The sequence below is a fragment of the Nostoc foliaceum FACHB-393 genome, assembly GCF_014698505.1.
GTDB classification, from domain to species: domain Bacteria; phylum Cyanobacteriota; class Cyanobacteriia; order Cyanobacteriales; family Nostocaceae; genus Nostoc; species Nostoc foliaceum_A.
This window is the reverse complement of record NZ_JACJTD010000006.1, coordinates 152465-172948: the sequence shown is the minus strand read 5'-3', so window position 1 is coordinate 172948 and position 20484 is coordinate 152465. Positions and strand designations below refer to the sequence as shown.

Here is a 20484-nt window from a genome sequence, read left to right as displayed (position 1 = left end):
TTTGTAGATGCAGGGGATAGGGTAATGGGATTAGTTTTACTAGCTCAACAAGTCAATAGCTTGTTCAAGCGACATCTTAGCCTTGTGCAAATTCAGCAGTTTCTCTTGCTGGTATCGGTCAAAATAGCTCATTTTCCTACCCTCCAAAGTTATCCGAATCAGTTCTGCTTGCTCATCTGTAGGTGAATTTATCTCTTCTATAGCAGAAAAGTAATCTCAAAGGGATAGTCGTCACAAGTGTGTGAATTACTGGGATGAGTCAGCAATCAAGCATATTCAGAAAGCAATATGCTTGATTGCTTGCGGAAAACACCAAAATGAGAAAGCAAACACAGCTTTTGAGTAAGTCAAACGTCATTTTGCTTGCGGAAAACACCAAAATGAGAAAGCAAACACAGCTTTTGAGTAAGCCAAATGGCATTTTGCTTGCGGGAAATACCGAAATGAGAAAGCAAACACAGCTTTTGAGTAAGTCAAATGTCATTTTGCTTATTAAATTCGACTTAATCTATTTTTTCGATGCATTAACTATTAACTTAAGCAAGCAAGAATAAATCAAACTATATTTAATGTGTTGGAAATTATTGCCGATATAGAGAAGTGGATGTGAGGAGACTTATAGATGAGCGACGAAGATCAGTTTGATGTCTTCCTTTGCCACAATAGCAAAGACAAGCCTGAAGTTATAGAAATTGCTCATGAATTAACAAGACAAGGAATTAAACCTTGGCTAGATAAATGGGAACTTCGTCCTGGTTTAGCATGGCAGGTTTTACTAGAAGAACAAATAGAAAATATTAAATCAGCAGCAGTTTTTGTGGGTAGCAGTGGACTTGGCCCCTGGCAAAGTACAGAGATGAGAGCTTTTTTAAACGAATTTGTAGAGAGAAAATGTCCCGTAATTCCCGTTTTGCTTGGGAATACACCACAGCAGCCAAAACTCCCAATTTTTCTTAGGGGTCATACGTGGGTTGACTTTCGGACAGATACTGAGGCTATGGAGCAGTTAATTTGGGGTATTACTGGAAAACCGCCAGAACGAAAACTAAAGCTACAGCCAGTAATTCAAGCCGATGACCTCAGTTCTGAGAAGGGAATAAACTACACGCGATTGCGAGATTTGCTAGCAGCAGGCAAGTGGAAAGAAGCGGATAAGGAAACTTTAGCCGTCATGCTTAAGGTATCTAGCAAGGAAAAGGAAAAATGGTTTGATGAAGAATCCATCAATAATTTTCCCTGTACTGACTTACGTACCATTGACCAACTTTGGGTAAAATATAGCTATGGGCGCTTTGGCTTTAGCGTTCAGAAGAATATTTATCTGAGCGTTGGTGGGAAGGCTGACGGTAAATATTATGAAGTAGCCTGGGATAAATTTGGCAATCACGTAGGATGGAGAGTAAAAGGAAACTGGATTTCTGACTCAAATGTAGCTTTTAAGATTTCAGCACATGAGGGACACCTCCCTTTCTGGGGTTGGGTTGGATTGGGGAGTTGGGTTGGATTCTCTTTTCTCGCGTCGAGACTTGTAACGTGTAACATTTAAGCACTTCAGACTTTTATAAATATTTGTAACAGGGTTGTTTTCTACGAGTTAATGAATATTTCAGAGATCCGATACCTGGCACTGGGGGTTGATAAATTCTTATTTAGTCCTCTTCAGAGAACTTTCGCTATTAACCGTAGGTTTCTAACCTATGGCGAGTGATGAGTTCAAATGTAAGATCCTAAACTCAGGTATTTGCATCATTGCAAAATATTGGCATTGCCCACACGTCCGCCTCAGAATAAATTCTGCGGCTCATAGCGAAAGTCATCTAAAGCTGACTGAAATTCTTGTTTTACCCACATTTCCCGCCAGAGGCAAGAAAGGAGTCTGTGAAAAGTTTTCCCAATTTAAAATCCCCCATATCTTTGTAGATGCAGGGGGGAGTATCAACAATTCAAAATTGTTTCAAACGGTGATTTAAACGCTTTGTGCAAGCAGCCCACCTCAAAACTATTCAGCAGCTTTATTATTAGCTCTATTAGCCCGCGCCTCAGCCGAAGCCATCACCTCATCCATATTCTCTAACACTTCGCCAGGGAAGTTTTCCAAAACTCTGGTAGAAAGAGCAACCCGCCCTTTACCCTCATCCAAGTCAATAATTACAGCTTTAATTGGCTGACCAACTTTAAATACCTTTTCTAAAGAGTCGATGAATTTTTGGCTTACCTGCTTGATATGAAGCAAAGCCCCCATACCATTTAAATCAACAAACACACCAAAAGGTTTAATGCCAGTAACTTTACCTTCCACTAGTTGACCTAGTTCTAATAAGCTGAAGTTGCTAGAACGAGTTGCTAACCGCTGGGAAAGGATGAGTTTGTTGGTGTTTTTATTAATTTCCAAAAAGCCTACAGTCAGATTTTGACCTTTGAGAGCTTCTAAATTATCACGCTCTGCCAGGTGCGATCGCGGAATAAATCCCCGCAAGGAGAGAATATCGACGGTGACACCACCTTTATTCACACCCATAACCTTTACTTGCACAGTCTGAGCATTTTCCTGCATTTCGGCCAGTCGTTCCCAGATGTGCTGAATTTCCAACTGCTTTCGAGAAAGGGTGACTTGACCTTCTGCATCTTGATCTCGGATAATCAAAAACTGCATTTCCTCTTGCAATGGCAGCACTTCTGATAAATCGGTAACTGCTCTCAAAGAAGCCTCATCGCGCGGCAGAAAAGCTGACGACTTGCCACCAATATCGACATAGGCTCCATCATGGTCAAGTTGGAAAACTTTGCCATGTACAACCTGTCCCTTTTGAAACTGGTAGTCGTGTTTTTCTAGCGCTTTGGCAAAATCGTCCATTGTAAACGACGAATTGGCTGTTTGAGATAGTTTCGATTCGGAATTCATGACTTTTGAAGATTAATTGTTATTTGATGTGATGCAACTGGAGTTTAGATTGTCATTTGTCACTTGTCATTTGTCATTTGTCAGTTGTCCTTTGCTAATGACTAATGACTAATGACTAATTCAGTTGACTAAAGAGTTGTTTGACTTGCTCCCAAGCATCAGCAGCAGCTTTAGGATTATAACTGGCACGACGGTCACAGAAAAATCCGTGATCAGCTCCATCGTAGCGGAACACACGATGAGGAATATTATATTTTTCTAACTCTGCTTCAATCTCATCTACTTGTTCGGGTGGGATGCTAGCATCTGCTGTGCCAAAGAAGGCATAGAGAGTACCTGGAATTTCTCTGGTGCGGGTAACAGTAGGAGCGCCACCCCCTGGTGTACGACTGGTAATTCCAGCACCGTAGAAAGAAGCCGTAGCTTTAATATCTGGTAAGGTAGCTGCAATATATGCAACATGACCACCAAAGCAGAAGCCAATACAGCCAAAGCCATCTTTTTTGACTTGAGGCAGATTTTTGAGGTAGTCAATTGCTAATTGAATATCGCTCAATAACTCTGAGGCTTTAGTTTGCATGGCGTAGCCTCTGCCCGTTTCAATATCTTCGGGTGTGTATCCAGTTTCAAAACCAGGAGCAGTCCGTTGAAAAAGTGCAGGTGCGATCGCTACATACCCAAGTTTGGCAATCCGTTCTGTAACATCCCGAATGTGAACATTAACACCAAAAATCTCTTGTAATACAACCACTCCTGGGTAAGAACCGGGTTCTTTTGGCTCTGCCAGATAAGCAGACACTTGAATATTATCTTGCAAAAGATTAACCGTTGTGGTAATTATTGCTTGCTCTGTCATAATAATTTTTACCAGTGCTGTATCATTAGCCGTGTGTTTATTTGATATAACTATGCCAGTATGCTTAGGTTATTTCCATTTAAATTATCAATTACCAATAGTGAAAGCATTAAAATTTCTACCAGAAAAACTTCATGTGTAAATAAAATATTTGACATGTAGCAAATACAGCTGGTCACTAAAGGAGGGCTGAGTTAAAAGTGCTGAGTAGAAAAGCAACACTTAATACTCAAAACTCAGCACTCATCAGCACTCGTCAGCACTTAGTATTCAGGAGGTTTGGTGATGATTCAATTCCGTATTCAGCCAGACAGCGAAATTCCCGCATCGACCCAGCTGTTTAATCAAATCCGCTTTGCGATCGCTTCTCGGCAATATCCCCCGGCTTACAAATTGCCAAGCACAAGGGCATTAGCAATGCAAACTGGGTTACACCGGAACACCATTAGCAAAGTTTACCGTCAACTGGAGGAAGACGGATTTGTTGAAAGTATGGCTGGTTCAGGAATTTATGTTCGGGCCCAAGGTCATGAAGGCGGTAGCAGGCTGCAATCACCAATTCTCAAACAACATCCTGATGCATATCAAGTTGTCCAGCAAGCACTTGATGAACTGCTATCTCAAGGATGTTCACTCAATCAAGCCAGAGAGCTATTTTTAGCGGAAATTGACTGGCGCTTGCGTTGTAGTGCGCGGGTATTGGTTGCAGTTCCATCCTATGATATGGGTGCTGGTGAGTTGATGGTGTATGAATTAGAGCGATCGCTAAAAATACCAGTCCAGTTGGTAGCAATGGAAGAATTAACAGCTGTGCTCGATAAAACTACCTCTGCGACAGTAGTCACAAGTCGGTATTTTATCAGTAATGTGGAAGCGATCGCAGCTCCTAAAGCTGCACGGGTAATACCTCTGGATATCTACGACTACAGCAAAGAACTCAGTCTATTGAAAACACTACCAAAAGAAAACTGTGTAGGCATAGTTAGCCTCAGTTCCGGGATTGCACGAGCAGCAGAAGTCATCCTCCACGGTTTGCGAGGGGATGAACTACTAGTGATGACTTCGCAACCAAAAGATGCTTATAAACTTCAGGCAATGGTTAAACGGGCTGAGGTGATTATAAGTGATCAAGCCAGTTTTGCGGCAGTGCAAGCAGCCGTGCAAGCATCTGATGATGATATTATTCGTCCACCGAAGCTGATTAAGGTTGAAAATTATATCGGTACTAACTCAATTAATTTACTAAAACGAGAACTGGGTTTGGGTTAATCCAAAGATAATTAAGAGAGGGGAAGAATTGCATAGGCGGACACACCTAACAAATAACTCAGGATTATGATTGTAGAAATGCAACTCTATGTTGGTTTAGTAGAAGCAATCAAGTAGCTCTCAACCTTTTCAAACCTGCAATAACATTTTTCGATATGACTAAAGAACAGTTCTTTGCGCCTTTGCATGAGGGTAATTCATACTTTCAATCAGCAATACCCAAAAAATAAGTTAACTCCCTTGCGGCTCTAGGGTATTAATTTGCAAAAACTCTTGTACCCGTCGCAGGTAAGTTGGTGCATCTTCCAACATTGGGAAATGCGCTGTGTTGGGAATCATCACAAATTCCACCTTGTCACTCAGTGCGGCTGCTTGACGCCCCATCTCGGCTGGAATAATTTTGTCATACTCCCCCGCAATAAGCAGAGTCGGTACTGTCAGCTTGGCAAACTCTTGCGGCATCACTTCAGCTTGAGCCTTACTAACTGAAGTAAAAATTGTCCCTATAGCTGCATCGTAATCTGCTTCGAGAAAATCTTGCAAAAAAGCTTTACGCTCAGAATGTGGGATAGAACTATATAAAAATCTGGCCATAAACATCCGGTCAACAAATGGAATTTTGCTTAACCACTTGGGACGGAATTTAACTACATAGCCTCCAAATTTATGAAAGGCACTAAAGGATTTTTCGTCGTACTCAAAAACGCCGCTACAAGTTAAAATTCCTCGTTCTACTCGTTGGGGGTAGCGGTTAAAAAATAAAGTAGCAACAGACGCGCCCATTGAATGAGCATGGATGTATACACGCTGAAGATGCAAGCCATCTAACAAAGCTGCCAAATCATCAGCGTATTCCTCTAATTCATAAGTTAACTCTTTGATTGCCTGTGATTCATCCTGGGGTGACTCAGATTCGGCAACATCCTCACTTGCTAGAGCTATGGTTGGCTTCCCACCAGAACGGCCAAATCCCCGCATATCGTAGAGTAAACAGTCAAATTGCTCTGATAAAGCATTAGCAGTATTTTGCCAATACCTAGCTGAACCAGCCCAACCGTGAATGAAAACCATCACTGGTTTTACCAAAGAACCAGATGGTTTTTTCACCCATTCGTAGTAATGCTCAACGCCACGAACATTAATATAAGGCATTAGTCATTAGTCCTTTATCAGTTGTCATTAGTCATTTTCCCTTATTAAATGGTTATTAGTCTTTAGTTTTTGACTAATAACCAATGACTAATGACCAATGACTATTAGGCTGATTCCGGCTTCGGTAGTGAAGATGGATGTATTATCAGTTCGGCAGTTGATCGCTTCTCGACCATCTCCCGTGTTACTGTACAACGTGTCACATCCTTACGGGACGGTAACTCGTACATTACATCCAGCATCAGTTCTTCGACAATTCCTCGTAGCGCTCTAGCACCAGTTTTACGCCGATAGGCTTCTTGAGCGATCGCTCGTAAAGCTTCTGGTTTAAAATCTAACTGGACATTATCCATCTTCAGCAGTTTTTGGTACTGCTTCACTAGGGCGCTGCGTGGTTGGGTGAGAATCGCCATCAACGCTTCTTCATCTAGCGGATCTACTACTGCTACCATTGGCACGCGCCCAATAAATTCGGGAATCATGCCAAATTTTACTAGATCATCTGGTGCTAGATGCCGAAGAGTATCTGCTGCCCGTTTTTCCTTCGATTGGCCTTCTCCAGGTTGCACAAAGCCTATTGCTTTTTTACCAACTCTCTGATCTACAACCTTTTCTAAGCCTACGAAAGCACCACCACAGACGAACAAGATATTACTTGTATCAATCTGGATACAGTCTTGATAGGGATGCTTACGCCCTCCTTGGGGTGGTACATTGGCGATCGTTCCCTCTAACATTTTTAGCAAGGCTTGCTGCACACCTTCGCCAGAAACATCACGGGTAATTGACGGGTTCTCACTCTTGCGAGCAATTTTGTCAATTTCATCAATGTAGATAATTCCTCGCTGCGCTTCTTCTATATCTAAATCTGCCACCTGTAACAGTCGCAGCAAGATATTTTCCACATCTTCTCCCACATACCCCGCTTCTGTCAGCGTCGTAGCATCAGCGACGGCAAAGGGTACATCTAGGATTTTCGCTAGGGTTTGCGCTAAGAGAGTTTTGCCGCAACCAGTGGGGCCAATTAACAAGATGTTAGACTTTTGCAATTCTACAGCATCATCTGCCGCAGCTTTGCCACTGGCTTTAGACTGAATCACTGCCAACCGTTTGTAGTGATTGTAAACGGCTACTGACAGCACTTTCTTGGCTTCGTCTTGACCAATAACGTGTTCGTCTAGATACTTTTTAATCTCTCTTGGCTTGGGTATTTGATTAAACGAAATACTAGAAGATTGGGTACGCCGTTTTTGAGGTGGTTCTGCTCTTGGTGCTGGCTGTGCTGCCGCACCATTGGTATCGAGTAACTCCTCGTCTAGTATTTCATTACACAAGTCAACGCATTCATCGCAGATGTAGACTCCCGGCCCCGCGATTAATTTACGCACCTGCTCTTGAGACTTGCCGCAAAACGAACATTTTAAATGGGAGTCGTACTTAGACATACCAGCCTCTTATTTCAGAATGGTGACGTTTTCCCCTGCTGTGGGAAGATTTTGCCTGGAAATGACCTGATCAATCAAACCGTAGTTCTTCGCCTCTTCTGCCGACATGAAAAAGTCGCGCTCAGTATCTGCTTCAATTCTTTCTAAGGGTTGACCAGTATGATGAGACATTAACTGATTCAATTTAGCCTTAATGTAAAGAATTTCTCTGGCTTGAATTTCAATGTCAATGGCTTGACCTTGAGCGCCACCAAGTGGTTGGTGAATCATAATCCGGGAGTCAGGCAGAGACATTCGCTTACCGGCAGCCCCTGCTGTCAACAAAAATGCCCCCATGCTCGCGGCTAATCCAAAACAGATGGTAACAACATCAGGGCGAATTTGCTGTATTGTATCATAGATTGCCATCCCTGCGTAGACTGAGCCGCCAGGAGAATTAACATACAGTTGGATGTCTTTTTCTGAGTCTTCAGCGTCTAGGAATAACAACTGAGCCACAATTGAGTTGGCTACAGAATCATCTATTGGCGTTCCCAAAAATATAATCCGCTCTCGCAGCAGGCGGGAGTAGATGTCGAAAGCCCTTTCTCCCATGCCAGATTGTTCCACCACCATCGGCACGATGTTGCTAGGGCTGCTCAACTGGGAGTTAATGTTTATTCGACTTTGGTTGCTGATGGGGTAATTTCCCGACTGCGATACAAGCATACAAGCAAATTTGACGATAATTTAGGACAAATGTTTCAGCAGCAGATGCTGCCTTTTCGACGAATGGGATTTTTATAGCTACGTGTTAACCATTATGCCTCATATAATTTCCTCTCGTGTAACACAGTATCAAGCTCAGACGATAACATGTGTCACAATTTGCTTAAAATTCATTAATTATTCTGCCTTCATCCCTGAGTTTTCAGGAGTTAAGAGTTATGGGGCATTGGGCATTGGACAATAATTAATAGTTTTTCTCCCCTGCTCCCTGCTCCCTCATCTCTTTTAACTTACCCATTTCACCAGTACTTTAACTCAGAACTGGTGAACTCATGGCTGTGGGATTTTTAATTATCCTTCAGTGACTTCTGTTGAAGTTTCGCTGATTTCTTCCTCTATCTGAGGTACGTCAGCATCTGATTCTGCGTCTTCTGTTTCCTCCGCAGGACTCAAGGAGCCTTCGGGTACAAGTTCAACTGAGGAATGTTCTAATAGCCAATCAATGGTTTTTTCGGTTAATAGTTCGTTTTCCACAATTGAGCGCAGTCTATCTTCATCAACGTCTTGCTCCTCTGGGTACTGTTCCAAAAGTTCTGTGACTCTGGCTGCGATTTCTTCTGGTGTTACCTGTATAGATTCGCGTTTACCCACTTCTCGCAACGACAAGGAACGTTTGATGCGTTCAATAGCCTCAGTACGCGATCGCTCCCGCAATTGCGGAATAATATCTTGAGTAAACAACTTTCTTACATCTAATCCCTGCTGAGACAGCCGCATTGCTGTTTGCGTTAGCATTGCATCCACTTCTTGCTCAATCAAGGTTGCTGGTAAGTCAACTTCTACGTGCTTGAGCAGTTCCGTTAACAACGCTTCCTGTTTATTTGCTTTTGTTTTGTCATCCGCCTCTTTCTGATATCGCTCTACCAAAGAAGCGCGTAACTCCTCTAAGGTTTCAAAATCGCTGATTTCTTGGGCGAAATCGTCATTTACTTCTGGTAGTTCCTTTTCCTTCAATTCTTTGAGCGTCACTGTGAAAGTTGCCGCTTTTCCAGCTAAATCTTCATTAGCATAAGGATCTGGGAACTGTGCTGCAATTTCTTTAGTTTCTTCAGGATTCATCCCCACGATTCCAGAAATAAACCCTGGAATAAACTTATCTTCCTGCAACTCAACTTGAAAATCAGTTGCTTCGGCTCCAGGAATCGGTTCTAGTTCAGCTGTTTCGTCTTCGCCCTCAACTCTGGCGAATGAACCTTTAAAATCTACTACGGCAATATCACCGATTTGGGCTGAACGTCCTTCTACAGGAATCAATGTCGCCAATTCTTGACGTTCCTTGTCGAGGGTAGCGTCCACTCGTTCTGGCTCGTACTTGACTTCTTCAGCTTTAGCTTGCAAATCAGTGTACTGAACTAGATTCACTTCTGGTTCTACATCGACAGCGGCTGAAATCGTCAGGGGTTTTCCTGGTTCATAATTCGTAATCAAATCCTCAAAGGAAGAGCGTAATTGCGGCTGACCTATTGCCGGGATAGCTTCTTGTTTAACTGCTTGCTCAATGCCGTCTTGAATTAGTTCTTCCAGTGCTGCTGCTTTTATACGAGTTGTACCCAGCCGTTGCAGCAATATCGGCCGAGGTACCTTGCCTTTACGAAACCCAGGAATATTGGCAGTACTCGCTAAGTTTTTAATGACCTGTTCGTAAGTTTGCTTGGTAATTTCTGGCGTAATCTCTATTTCCAGACCAATTTGGCTGGCGGGAAGTTTTTCCTGGGTAACTTTCATGCTTCGTCTCTAGTTTTCTGGTATTTTAATCTCCGAGTACACACAAGACGCAATAATTGTTCGCGTTTATGGCTTGATGTCTCTTAGGGAGGATGGGAGGTTGTCACAAGGCTTCATGACATCCAAGGATGGATGGTGTGTCCTGGCACAGAGATCCAGTTTACTGCCAATGGCCAAGGACTTGACAATTTACCGTCATAACAATTATTGACACTTCCAGGGCTAAGAGCGTCTGGGGTTTCTTGCCTAATATTTGTAATAAGTGCTGAATCCTTGTGGATTAGCAAGAGTTTAATCCTTATTCCCACAGTCTGTAATCTTCAGTTAGTCTGAATTTAGCACTGAAAACTCAGGAATTAATTCTTCAGTGGGCTAACACCGTGATATCCTGGTTTTCAGCCAGTAGTTAGTACCTCAAAGTTATAGCATTGAGTCTAGCTATCTTGTGGTACAAGATTAAATCTGCTGCCTAGCCGCATAGCTCGATGTGATGGTTTGCCGATTTTATAACATTTGCATCATAATACATTCATCATCCTGGCAACCCACTTTACAGGCAAGACCTTTATTTACCTTGCAGAGAAAACGCCTAAGTGCAGATATTGTCTATGTTTCCTGCTAAATGACGGTTTGTTGTATAATACAATAACCTAGTTTAGATAAATGAAAAAATGGGACTGCGGTTGTTGTAAAATGCAACATTAATTAATGAATGTATTAAATAACCAAGCAAATAAATTTATTAAATCAATCTATAAAGATAGACTAAATTAGAGAAAAATCTATTCAAAATTTATTTCAAGACTGCGATCACTGATCGCTATTTAAATATAAGCAAATTGTCAATTGTTCTAAAAAATTGTAGGAAAATCTCTTAAAGGAGGAAGCAAGTTTGTCGAAATCCTATCGTTTAGCTATTTTAGGAGCAACAGGTGCAGTTGGCACAGAGTTGCTGGAATTATTAGAAAGCCGTAATTTCCCGATTGCTGAATTAAAGTTATTGGCATCAGAGCGGAGTCTTGGGCGATCACTACAGTTTAAAGGTGAAAATATACCAGTAGAGCCAGTGAGCGATCGCGCCTTTGAAAATGTAGATATAGTACTAGCTAGTGCAGGTGGTTCCACATCCAAAACTTGGGCAGCAATTGCTGTAGAAAAGGGCGCCGTGGTAATTGACAACTCCAGTGCCTTTCGGATGAACCCGGAAGTACCCTTAGTAGTACCAGAGGTGAATCCACAAGCCGCAGCTAATCACCAAGGTATTATTGCAAATCCCAACTGTACAACAATTTTAATGACTTTGGCAGTATGGCCATTGCATAAAGTTAAACCAGTACAACGCATCGTAGCCTCAACCTACCAATCTGCTAGTGGTGCTGGTGCCAGAGCAATGGCAGAAGTAAAAAGCCAAACAAGCGCTATACTACAAGGACAGCCGCCAGTCGCAGAGGTATTGCCTTACCCACTGGCATTTAATTTATTCCCGCATAACTCACCATTAAACGATTTGGGTTATTGTGAGGAAGAAATGAAAATGGTCAACGAAACCCGAAAAATATTTGGTACGCAGCAAATCAGAATCACTGCAACCTGTATACGGGTTCCCGTACTCCGCGCCCATTCAGAAGCCATTAATTTAGAATTTGAGACTCCCTTTAGTGCAGAGGAAGCCAGAAAAATTTTAAATTCCTCCCCTGGAGTGAAATTGGTAGAAGATTGGGAAACAAATCATTTTCCAATGCCAATTGAAGCAACTGGTAGAGATGAAGTTTTAGTGGGAAGAATTCGTCAAGATATTTCTCATCCCTGTGGCTTGGAATTATGGTTGTGCGGTGATCAAATCCGCAAAGGTGCAGCATTGAATGCAATACAAATCGCCGAGTTGCTAGTAGAGAAAAATCTGCTCCAATCTGCTAAGGCTTATGTTTCAAGCTAATTATTAGTAAAATTAAACAACTAATGAAAAAGACCAAATGTGCAAATCACTGTTGAAAGCAATTTGCAGATAGGTTATTACAATAGAAAACCACCAAGATACAAAAACATGGGTAATCAGGAGTGAAAACAGGGTGGGAGATTTTGGCAATGTTTTAACCGCTATGATTACGCCGTTTAAAGCAGATGGTAGTGTCAATTATGATGTAGCAGCAGAACTGGCAGCGCATCTAGCTAACAACGGTACAGATACACTGGTGGTATGCGGCACAACAGGAGAATCCCCTACTTTGAGTTGGGATGAAGAATACCAATTGTTTGTCGAGGTATTGCAGTCCGTGGCAGGCAAAGCCAAGGTGATTGCAGGTTGTGGTTCAAATTCGACCAAAGAAGCGATCGCAGCTACCCAAAAAGCGTCTAAAATAGGAGTACATGGTTCCTTACAAGTTGTTCCTTATTACAACAAACCGCCACAAGCGGGATTGGAAGCGCACTTTCAGGCCATAGCACAAGCCTGTCCCGACTTACCTTTGTTGTTATACAATGTCCCTGGTCGTACCGGACAAAACCTTCAGCCAGAAACAGTTGCCCGGTTAGCTGAGGTTAGCAATATTGTCGGGATTAAAGAATCCACTGGTAGTATAGATCAGGCAAGCGAAATTCGTCGCTTGACACCAAAAGAATTCGACATCTACTCTGGTGATGATTACATGACTTTGCCCTTGTTAGCGATCGGGGCAAAGGGTGTTGTAAGTGTGGCTTCTCATTTGGTAGGAAACCAACTACAGCAAATGATCCAAGCTTTTAGTGCGGGAAAAATTGAAGTAGCCAGTGAGATTCATCTACAACTCTTCCCGTTGTTTAAAGCTTTATTTCTCACTTCAAATCCCATTCCAGTGAAAAAAGCACTGAAGCTTCAAGGTTGGGAGGTTGGTTCAACTCGTCCACCGCTATGTGAAGCTGATTTAGAAGTAAGTCAAAAGTTAGAAGCGGTTCTGAAAGAACTTAGTTTAATCTAGCCACCATCTGGTTAAGCTTTGGTAAGCTACTGCTTTCTAAAGATACATATAAACAATGGTAATAATTGTTCATAAGTTGCAATTTAAAAATCTGTGCTAGGACTGATAGACATACTATAAATTCTTCAGTGTACAGTCGATTTTATTGAATAAAAATTGAAATCTTCAATTAAAAATTGATTGCTTTGGGACTGAATTAAGAGACAAATGATGTTGTCTTAAATACAAGTTCGTCAACTATCAACTTAATTAACCACAAGTAACGATCTAAGGAGAAAATGGCTAAAAACGAAGCTAATAATTCCGCCTTGAAAATTATTCCTTTGGGCGGTTTGCACGAAATTGGGAAAAATACTTGTCTTTTTGAGTATGACGATGAAATTATCCTGCTAGATGCAGGATTGGCTTTTCCCACAGAGGCGATGCATGGAGTAAATATTGTTCTGCCAGATACGACCTATCTGCGGGAAAATCGCCATAAAATTAAAGGGATGATCGTTACTCACGGTCATGAAGACCATATCGGCGGAATTGCTTTTCATCTCAAGCAATTTGATATCCCAGTGATTTATGGGCCCAGACTAGCAATGGCAATGCTAGAGGGTAAATTAGAAGAAGCAGGAGTCCGCGATCGCACAGAAATCAGAACAGTTCTACCACGTGATGTGGTGCGGATTGGCAAAAACTTTTTAGTTGAATATATCCGCAACACCCACTCCATTGCTGATAGTTTCACTGTTGCCATTCATACTCCCCTTGGTGTAGTCATTCACACAGGGGATTTTAAAATTGACCACACCCCAGTGGATGGTGAAAAGTTTGACTTGCAACGGTTAGCAGAACATGGTGAAAAAGGCGTTCTTTGTCTGCTAAGTGATTCCACTAATGCTGAGGTACCAGGATTTACACCTTCAGAACGATCCGTTTATCCGAATCTTGAAAGAGTATTTAGTCAAGCCACTGGGCGATTATTTGTCACTACCTTTGCTTCTAGCGTCCATCGCATCAACATGATTTTGGATATCGCCAAGAAGCAAAACCGTGTAGTGACGATTGTGGGGCGTTCGATGCTGAACTTGATTGCTCATGCCCGCAATCTAGGTTACATCAAGTGTGAAGATAATCTGCTGCAACCATTGCACGCAGTCCGCAATCTACCTGATGAAAGAGTACTGATTTTAACTACAGGTTCTCAGGGTGAAACGATGGCAGCAATGACCCGCATTGCCAACAAAGAACATCCTCACATCAAAATCCGTCAAGGAGATACAGTAGTATTCTCTGCTAACCCAATTCCCGGAAATACGATCGCAGTAGTCAACACCATTGATAAATTGATGATTCAAGGTGCAAAAGTGGTCTATGGTCGGGATAAAGGGATTCACGTCTCCGGTCACGGCTGTCAGGAAGAGCAAAAGCTGATGATTGCCTTAACTCGACCCAAATTCTTTGTGCCATTTCACGGCGAACATCGGATGCTAGTGAAGCACGCAGAAACGGCTCAGAGTATGGGCATTCCCGCAGAAAACATGATCATCATTCAGAATGGTGATATTGTCGAACTGACTGAAGATGCTATTCGCGTTGCTGGTAAAGTGCCATCTGGTATCGAATTGGTGGATACTACGAGTTCGGGCATGGTAAGTGCCAAAGTTTTACAAGAACGGCAACGCATGGCTTCAGAAGGCATTATTACGATCGCAGCTGCCATTGATTGGAATGGTAAACTGTTGGCAAAACCAGAAATTCACCTACGGGGTGTAGTTACCAGTGTAGAGCGATCGCTGGTACAAACCTGGGTAAAACAACGGATTGAAGAAATCCTTACTGTGCGCTGGACAGAATTTGCTCCTGCGGAAGGGGAAGCAGCAGATATAGACTGGGGTGGATTGCAAGGTACTTTAGAACGAGAATTGCAACGTTCCATCCGGCGGGAATTGCAATGTCAGCCATCTGTAACTTTGTTGATGCAAATTCCTGATGAGCCACCCGTGAAAGTTGCCGATGGCAGAAGACGGCGGACTCGGACTGCTGCTCAGGTAGCATCATAGAGATTTAAGATAAAATCTCATGCAGAGGCGCAAAGACGTAGAGTTTTTCTAATGTCTTTGCGTTTTGGCATGAGATTGAGAGAAAAATCATTTGCTTTAGCGCCCTCAATGAACCCAGAAGTATACTAGAAATAAAGTACACACTGTTAAAGGCGCTCCAAACCTTAGATGTTCCCAAAAAGTTAGCTTGTAACCTAAATCAGTAGCAGCTTCCACAACTATCAAGTTGGCAACTGAACCAAACAAAGTCAAATTACCAGCCAAAGTTGATCCGGCTGCCAACAAAAGCCAATACTTAGTGTCACCTGGAGGAACCAGGGGATGCAGCAGAAGTACAGCAGGCACATTAGAAATTAAGTTAGATAAGACAACAGTTACACCCAAAAAACTCGCAGTAGAGTTGATTGCATGGGTAAATGGCTGAAGCAAATTCAGCTTTTGCGTGACTCGCGTCAGGATAAATAATCCAGAAAACATTACCAGCAGGTTCCAATCCACCTTTTGCAAAATGCGCTGGGGTTTAACCCGCCGAGTGATTAGCAATAAACTAGCAGCAACTAAAGCAGACTGCGCTAAGGGTAAGCCGATAGTAAATGCAATTAGCAGCCCAGTTGTGATGACTAATGTTTTATTAAATAAGGGTTTAAAAATTCGTTGGTTGCCAACAGGTAATAGTTGGCAAGGTTTAAGTGAGCGCACATTTGGGTAAAGTAGCCACAGTAATATCACCTGAATTACCAAGCCTGCTAGGGCAACTGGGGCCAATACACGCAGAAATTCTAGATAGGAGATGCCTGAAAAGGAGCCAATCAGGATATTTTGAGGATTACCGCTCAAAGTTGCTACCGATCCGATATTAGTTGCACCTGCGATCGCTAGTAAATAAGGAATCGGATTTAAACCCAAAGCTAGAGTCAGGCTCAAGGTTAAGGGTGTAAAAATCAACGCCAGAGTGTCGTTGAGAAAAAAGGCGGAGAGAATACCACTGCCAAAAGTTAAAGCAATTAACAACCCTAGAGGACTGCGAGTGATACTCAATATCACCGAGATTGATCTTTTAAAAAACCCTGCATAGGATAGGTTAGCGTTAACTACCATCATGCTCAAGAGAAATACGATGGTATTGGCATCAATAGCCTGCCATGCCTCTTGTAAATTCAGAACACCTAAAGCAATTAAAAAGGCAGAACCGACCAAAGCAATAGTGGCGCGGTTCATGCGTAAACCAGGGATGTAGCCCAATGCTAGCCCCAGATAAGTTAGCCCTAAGACGCTATAGATTGCAAATTGGAGAAAAATCACTTTCTTTACCGAGACTTTGCGACGACCGATGTTTCATGATTAGCCCCTCTGTATCTACTGAGGAAGCCAACCCACCTGGCTTTAAGCCGCTGCCGCGTCTATAGACTTATCTCTATTTGTACGACATTGAGCCAGCAATTAACAGGACGCTCTGACGTGGGGAAGTGGGAATGCGGAGAGGAAAGACGCCTACTAGGCTATTACTGATATTTATACTTAGCAAAAATACTTTTAGAAAGACCTTATATTAAGGATTGTAAATGTTACACTAAAACCTATCCAATGATGGATGTCTTTATTAAAATTTAAACTGTGTCAAGTTATGAACAAGATCGTAATATTACACTACCGATCCCCAAAAAATTGCGATTAACTTGACGTAGTAATAAATTAGGTTCTGACTTAAGTGGCTAATCAGGTATTACATTATATCGCAGTCAGAACGCGATTTTTCCGGGAAAGTTCGTTGCCACGTTGTATATATTCATCAAAAAGGTGAATAGCCTCAATAACACAGAGGATTAACCATGAAGGTATTCGACAATACCACAAAAAAGATTTTTCTGGCAAGCTGGGTATCAATCAATCAAGCAGAGACTAGTGACCATAAAGTAACCCAGCTAAACCGTTCTGCTTCCAAGCCTTACTGGGATATTCTCCAACCCCTACGGCAACGGGTAGAAAGCATTCAAGTCCGCGATCGCCAACTAGCTCATCGCTTGTGCAAACTGATTCCATCTCAGTGTCCCTTTGAGCGCGATCTCAAATTATTTGGGAAAACCTTGTTTCACATTCCGCCCATGTGCAAGCTCAACCCCTTATATGAGGAAGTGGTTGGTTTACGTTTTCGAGCACTGTGCTATCTAGCCGACGAATGTGGCGAAGATGTCTCGCAGTACTGCTAAGTACTGAGACAAAAGTTACGAGTTAGGAGTGATGAGTAAGGAATTAAAACTCTTAACTCCTAACTGCTAACTATTTTTTTTGCCATTTTTGGATAGCATCCTGAGCATCTTCGTAAGCGGCTGTCTCCTCTGGCACTAAAGCAGCGGTCGCAATTGCGGCATTACGTTCTCCTTCGGTGGCGCGACGCTTGGCCAAGTCTAAAATTTTCTCACTCCACTTATTGATCGATTTTTGGGCAGTATCAAAGCCCGGTTGACCTGCTGGTACTTTCTTGGCAACTTCGATCGCACGATTGTAGGTAGATGCCTGTCCAGGCTTAATTAAGGCATTAGCTGCATCTAAAAGAGTTTTGTTACTTACATACTGTTTGCCCTCTAACCGCCACAGGTTAATTGCTGCTTGTGCTTTTGCATAAGGAGCTTCATCTTTGGTGATTAATCGAGCAGCAGCAATAGCGCTAGCATACTGTCTTTGTTTAGCACGTCCCTCTGCTAAATCTAAAATCATCTGGCTCCAAATCTTAATATTCTCTTGAGCTTGATCGTAGAGTGGTTCACCGGGTTTAATTTTCCGGGCTGTAGCGATCGCCATGCTCAAATCGCTAGCCTGGGTTTGTCTGAGCGACATTTTCGCCAAGTCTAATACTGCTTGATTCCGCTTTTTCGACTCGGAACTAGAAGTGATTTGGGCACTAGATTGGTTTTTAAGTCTAACTGGTGGAGTAAGATCGCTTGGTAAATTCTCGATAACCTGGCGATCGCTAGCAGTAGCATTGGGTAATGTGCTTGATATTTGCTTAATTCTAAAAGTTTCTTGATTACGGAGAAAAACTACAGCAATTAAACCTGCTACCAGCAAGCTGCCTCCGCCCCATAAGATAAACTGTTTCCAAAAAGGGATGCTTGGTTGATTTGATGGCAATCGAGAGACGTAACCTTTCGAGGAATTGGGGATAAATCTTCCCCTCGGATTCACTCCTAAAGAAGTTTCCGCCATTGGCTGGGAAACTAAGCTAGTAGCTGACTCCCGGACTGGTTGACCTTTAGGCTTCTCGATCTTGTAAGCCTTCACCTGTTGGGAGGAGTTCACAGTAGCTTCTCCCCATCTACCCCGTTCTGCTGAGGTTCTAGGGTAATCGTCGAGGGTAGGAGCGGCACGGGCAATAGCAAAAGATTCTTCGGGATAAATCACCGGTTCTGATTGAAAGTCACTTTCCATTGCCAATTGTGGCAAGATTATCTGCGATCTTGATGGGATGATAGTGGCAGGGTTTTGAACAGGACGCCAGTGATGGTGGCATAATTTTGGCATGAGCAGACTCAGGTAGCTTTCTAAATCTGCCAAGTTGCTGCCATTACCAGAACGCAAAGCTTCTAACAAAGCTGCTGTAAAGAATCCGTGACCTAATTCGCTACTTTCATGGGAAAATTGCTCTGGTTGGCAAGAAAGAATTGTAGCTAGTTGTAGTTCTTGGGCTAATTCTATTGTTTCTTCGCCAACGGGAGCATCCGCTTGGGTGCCAAAAGCGCGGTTGATATCGAGTAGTAGCAATACATTTAGGTCAGCAAGTTGTAGGCTTTGCATTAGCGATCGCAATTCTATGCCAGTCTCTTGCACTAGTTCGGGGTTGCCTTCCGCTGGCATTAAGTAATCTTTGCCTTTGTAGTTGACCCCATAACCGCTAAAAAATAACCACAGATAATCTTCTGGTTGCCAACTTGTCGCTGCCAAATCCTCAAGCAGCAGCAAAATATTCTCTTTAGTCGGATAAGTTGATCTATCCCCAATCGGTGGCGAGGTATCTGTCATGACTAGACAGTGTTTGGGGAGAAAACCTGCCTCTGTCACCAAAAAATCCTCCAGTGCCTCAGCATCTGCTTGGGCACAACTTAAAGGTTGAAATAACTGATATTGATTGATGCCAATCGCGATCGCCCAGTAATTTGCCATCCCGCTCTTTGTCAGTTATTGTTTGCTGGTCTTAAAATTGCGGTTGGCTTTGCCAAAAAAACAAAGCTAACCTATGTCTTATAGTCTAGGTGATTCTGATCGAATCTTAAGTTAGAATGTAATTTTTACTACGTTAGTTGACCGGAAAATACTTTCACCTAATTTCAATAACAGATCATCAATAAGGAGATAGAAGGTCATGAGCAAAATTTCTGCTCACCTACCATCATCGATCACTCCCTTTTCAGTTATTAGCCAAATTGCCAGAAGAATCCGGATAGTTCCTTTAGTAGTTTTGCTCATATCTACTGTTCCTGCGTGGTTTTTGACGGAAGCGATCGCACCTCAGGTTGTGCGGGCTTACACCGCTAGAGTTGATCTAGCTATTGACCGCCTGCCAGAAGAAAACTACGAAACCATTCTCAGGAGGGCAGAAGCAGCCGCGAGGGCAGCTGCTCAAAGGAGCTTCGACCAAGATATCTTAGTGACAGATGTTTCAATCATTGTGTCCGTACAAAATTATGGAGCGATCGCACCAGTTCTGACATTAGAAGTCAGTCGTCCACAATGGCGATCGCGTCCTGATGCTCAAAATTGGGCAACTTACTTCAAAACTGCGCGATCGCTACTTTTCTTTGAAAATAGCTCTAATACAGTTCCAGCAGCTAGCGGTATGTCAACCCAAAAATGACGCGTTGAGCTATACACAGACAGAAGTCAGAGCCGAGGAAGCCTTGGCTCTTAACTTCGGGGAACGCAAAGAGGTCACTCTTAGAATTCCCTTTGTCCCCGTGTCCCCGTGTCATACTTCAGTCTCAACCTATCAATTCTGACTCAACTGTTGTCCTTGGTGTCAGTGGATGGCCTAGAATAAGAAGGTTGTCAAGAATCGCGATATCTGCTGACATGGCTGTTCCTAAGAAGAAAACTTCCAAATCAAAACGAGATAAACGTCGAGCTACCTGGAGGCACAAAGCCGTCATCGAAGCTCAGAAAGCTCTCTCTTTGGGCAAGTCGATTTTGACTGGACGTTCTACATTTGTATATCCAACTGCTGAAGAAGAGGAAGAAGAATCATAATTTCCCAGTCAGGAAAAGCATGAACAGCACCGATAGATTTGATTGGTGCTTTACCAATCAAACTTCTCACTACTGGATAAACGCTTTTTCTTAGCTTTCCTGATTGCATTATGAATCATAGATA

Annotated in this window: 17 protein-coding genes; 9 read left to right on the top strand and 8 right to left on the bottom strand. The window is 42.7% G+C overall.

Annotation, left to right across the window (positions count from 1 at the left end; all coding sequences use genetic code 11):
• Window positions 1-317: 317 nt before the first annotated feature.
• Both H6G92_RS08040 and H6G92_RS08035 read left to right on the top strand, forming a co-directional pair.
• A complete protein-coding gene (locus H6G92_RS08040; RefSeq protein WP_190892617.1) occupies window positions 318-554 on the top strand; it encodes a hypothetical protein in 237 nt (78 codons plus the stop codon).
• Between the two features lie 68 nt (window positions 555-622).
• Window positions 623-1546, top strand: a complete 924-nt coding sequence (locus tag H6G92_RS08035) for a GUN4 domain-containing protein (RefSeq protein ID WP_190892615.1) — start codon at window positions 623-625, stop codon at window positions 1544-1546.
• 453 nt (window positions 1547-1999) lie between these two features.
• Here H6G92_RS08035 and H6G92_RS08030 read toward each other — a convergent pair whose 3' ends face one another.
• Window positions 2000-2902 carry a S1 RNA-binding domain-containing protein gene (locus H6G92_RS08030; RefSeq protein WP_190892613.1) on the bottom strand — a complete coding sequence of 301 codons (903 nt, stop codon included), beginning with the start codon at window positions 2900-2902 and terminating at the stop codon, window positions 2000-2002.
• 115 nt (window positions 2903-3017) lie between these two features.
• Window positions 3018-3758: a dienelactone hydrolase family protein gene (locus tag H6G92_RS08025; protein ID WP_190892611.1), complete on the bottom strand. Its 741-nt coding sequence runs from the start codon at window positions 3756-3758 to the stop codon at window positions 3018-3020.
• 285 nt (window positions 3759-4043) lie between these two features.
• Between H6G92_RS08025 and H6G92_RS08020 the strand changes: the two genes are divergently transcribed.
• Window positions 4044-5027: a GntR family transcriptional regulator gene (locus H6G92_RS08020; protein WP_190892609.1), complete on the top strand. Its 984-nt coding sequence runs from the start codon at window positions 4044-4046 to the stop codon at window positions 5025-5027.
• A 231-nt stretch (window positions 5028-5258) separates the two neighbouring features.
• Here H6G92_RS08020 and H6G92_RS08015 read toward each other — a convergent pair whose 3' ends face one another.
• The 4 genes from H6G92_RS08015 to tig all read right to left on the bottom strand — a co-directional run bounded on the left by H6G92_RS08015 (window position 5259) and on the right by tig (window position 10117).
• Window positions 5259-6179, bottom strand: coding sequence for an alpha/beta fold hydrolase (locus tag H6G92_RS08015; protein ID WP_190892606.1), 921 nt, complete (start codon window positions 6177-6179; stop codon window positions 5259-5261).
• A gap of 104 nt (window positions 6180-6283) precedes the next feature.
• A complete protein-coding gene (clpX, locus tag H6G92_RS08010; RefSeq protein WP_190892604.1) occupies window positions 6284-7624 on the bottom strand; it encodes an ATP-dependent protease ATP-binding subunit ClpX in 1341 nt (446 codons plus the stop codon).
• Window positions 7625-7633: 9 nt separating this feature from the next.
• Window positions 7634-8332 (bottom strand): ATP-dependent Clp endopeptidase proteolytic subunit ClpP, encoded by a 699-nt coding sequence (clpP, locus tag H6G92_RS08005; RefSeq protein ID WP_190892602.1) that lies wholly within the window; start codon window positions 8330-8332, stop codon window positions 7634-7636.
• 351 nt (window positions 8333-8683) lie between these two features.
• Window positions 8684-10117 (bottom strand): trigger factor, encoded by a 1434-nt coding sequence (gene tig, locus H6G92_RS08000; protein WP_190892600.1) that lies wholly within the window; start codon window positions 10115-10117, stop codon window positions 8684-8686.
• Between the two features lie 892 nt (window positions 10118-11009).
• Between tig and H6G92_RS07995 the strand changes: the two genes are divergently transcribed.
• The 3 genes from H6G92_RS07995 to H6G92_RS07985 all read left to right on the top strand — a co-directional run bounded on the left by H6G92_RS07995 (window position 11010) and on the right by H6G92_RS07985 (window position 15122).
• The gene (locus tag H6G92_RS07995; protein WP_190892598.1) at window positions 11010-12053 is read left to right on the top strand and encodes an aspartate-semialdehyde dehydrogenase; all 1044 of its coding nucleotides are present in this window, start codon (window positions 11010-11012) and stop codon (window positions 12051-12053) included.
• 133 nt (window positions 12054-12186) lie between these two features.
• Complete coding sequence (gene dapA, locus H6G92_RS07990) at window positions 12187-13071, top strand: 4-hydroxy-tetrahydrodipicolinate synthase (RefSeq protein ID WP_190892589.1); 885 nt, start codon at window positions 12187-12189, stop codon at window positions 13069-13071.
• A gap of 278 nt (window positions 13072-13349) precedes the next feature.
• Window positions 13350-15122 (top strand): ribonuclease J, encoded by a 1773-nt coding sequence (locus H6G92_RS07985; protein WP_190892588.1) that lies wholly within the window; start codon window positions 13350-13352, stop codon window positions 15120-15122.
• A gap of 105 nt (window positions 15123-15227) precedes the next feature.
• Here H6G92_RS07985 and H6G92_RS07980 read toward each other — a convergent pair whose 3' ends face one another.
• Entirely contained in the window at window positions 15228-16424 is a 1197-nt protein-coding gene (locus H6G92_RS07980) for an anion transporter (RefSeq protein WP_190892587.1), read from the bottom strand.
• A gap of 527 nt (window positions 16425-16951) precedes the next feature.
• On the opposite strand from H6G92_RS07980, the gene H6G92_RS07975 reads away from it, so the two are divergent.
• Entirely contained in the window at window positions 16952-17329 is a 378-nt protein-coding gene (locus H6G92_RS07975; protein ID WP_190892586.1) for a Mo-dependent nitrogenase C-terminal domain-containing protein, read from the top strand.
• A gap of 70 nt (window positions 17330-17399) precedes the next feature.
• Here the strand turns inward: H6G92_RS07975 and H6G92_RS07970 are convergent, their stop codons facing one another.
• On the bottom strand, window positions 17400-19280 hold the full coding sequence (locus tag H6G92_RS07970) for a caspase family protein (RefSeq protein WP_190892585.1): 1881 nt from the start codon (window positions 19278-19280) through the stop codon (window positions 17400-17402).
• A gap of 199 nt (window positions 19281-19479) precedes the next feature.
• On the opposite strand from H6G92_RS07970, the gene H6G92_RS07965 reads away from it, so the two are divergent.
• Window positions 19480-19971 (top strand): hypothetical protein, encoded by a 492-nt coding sequence (locus tag H6G92_RS07965; protein WP_190892583.1) that lies wholly within the window; start codon window positions 19480-19482, stop codon window positions 19969-19971.
• A 215-nt stretch (window positions 19972-20186) separates the two neighbouring features.
• A complete protein-coding gene (gene rpmF, locus H6G92_RS07960) occupies window positions 20187-20360 on the top strand; it encodes a 50S ribosomal protein L32 (protein ID WP_190892708.1) in 174 nt (57 codons plus the stop codon).
• Window positions 20361-20484: the final 124 nt, after the last annotated feature.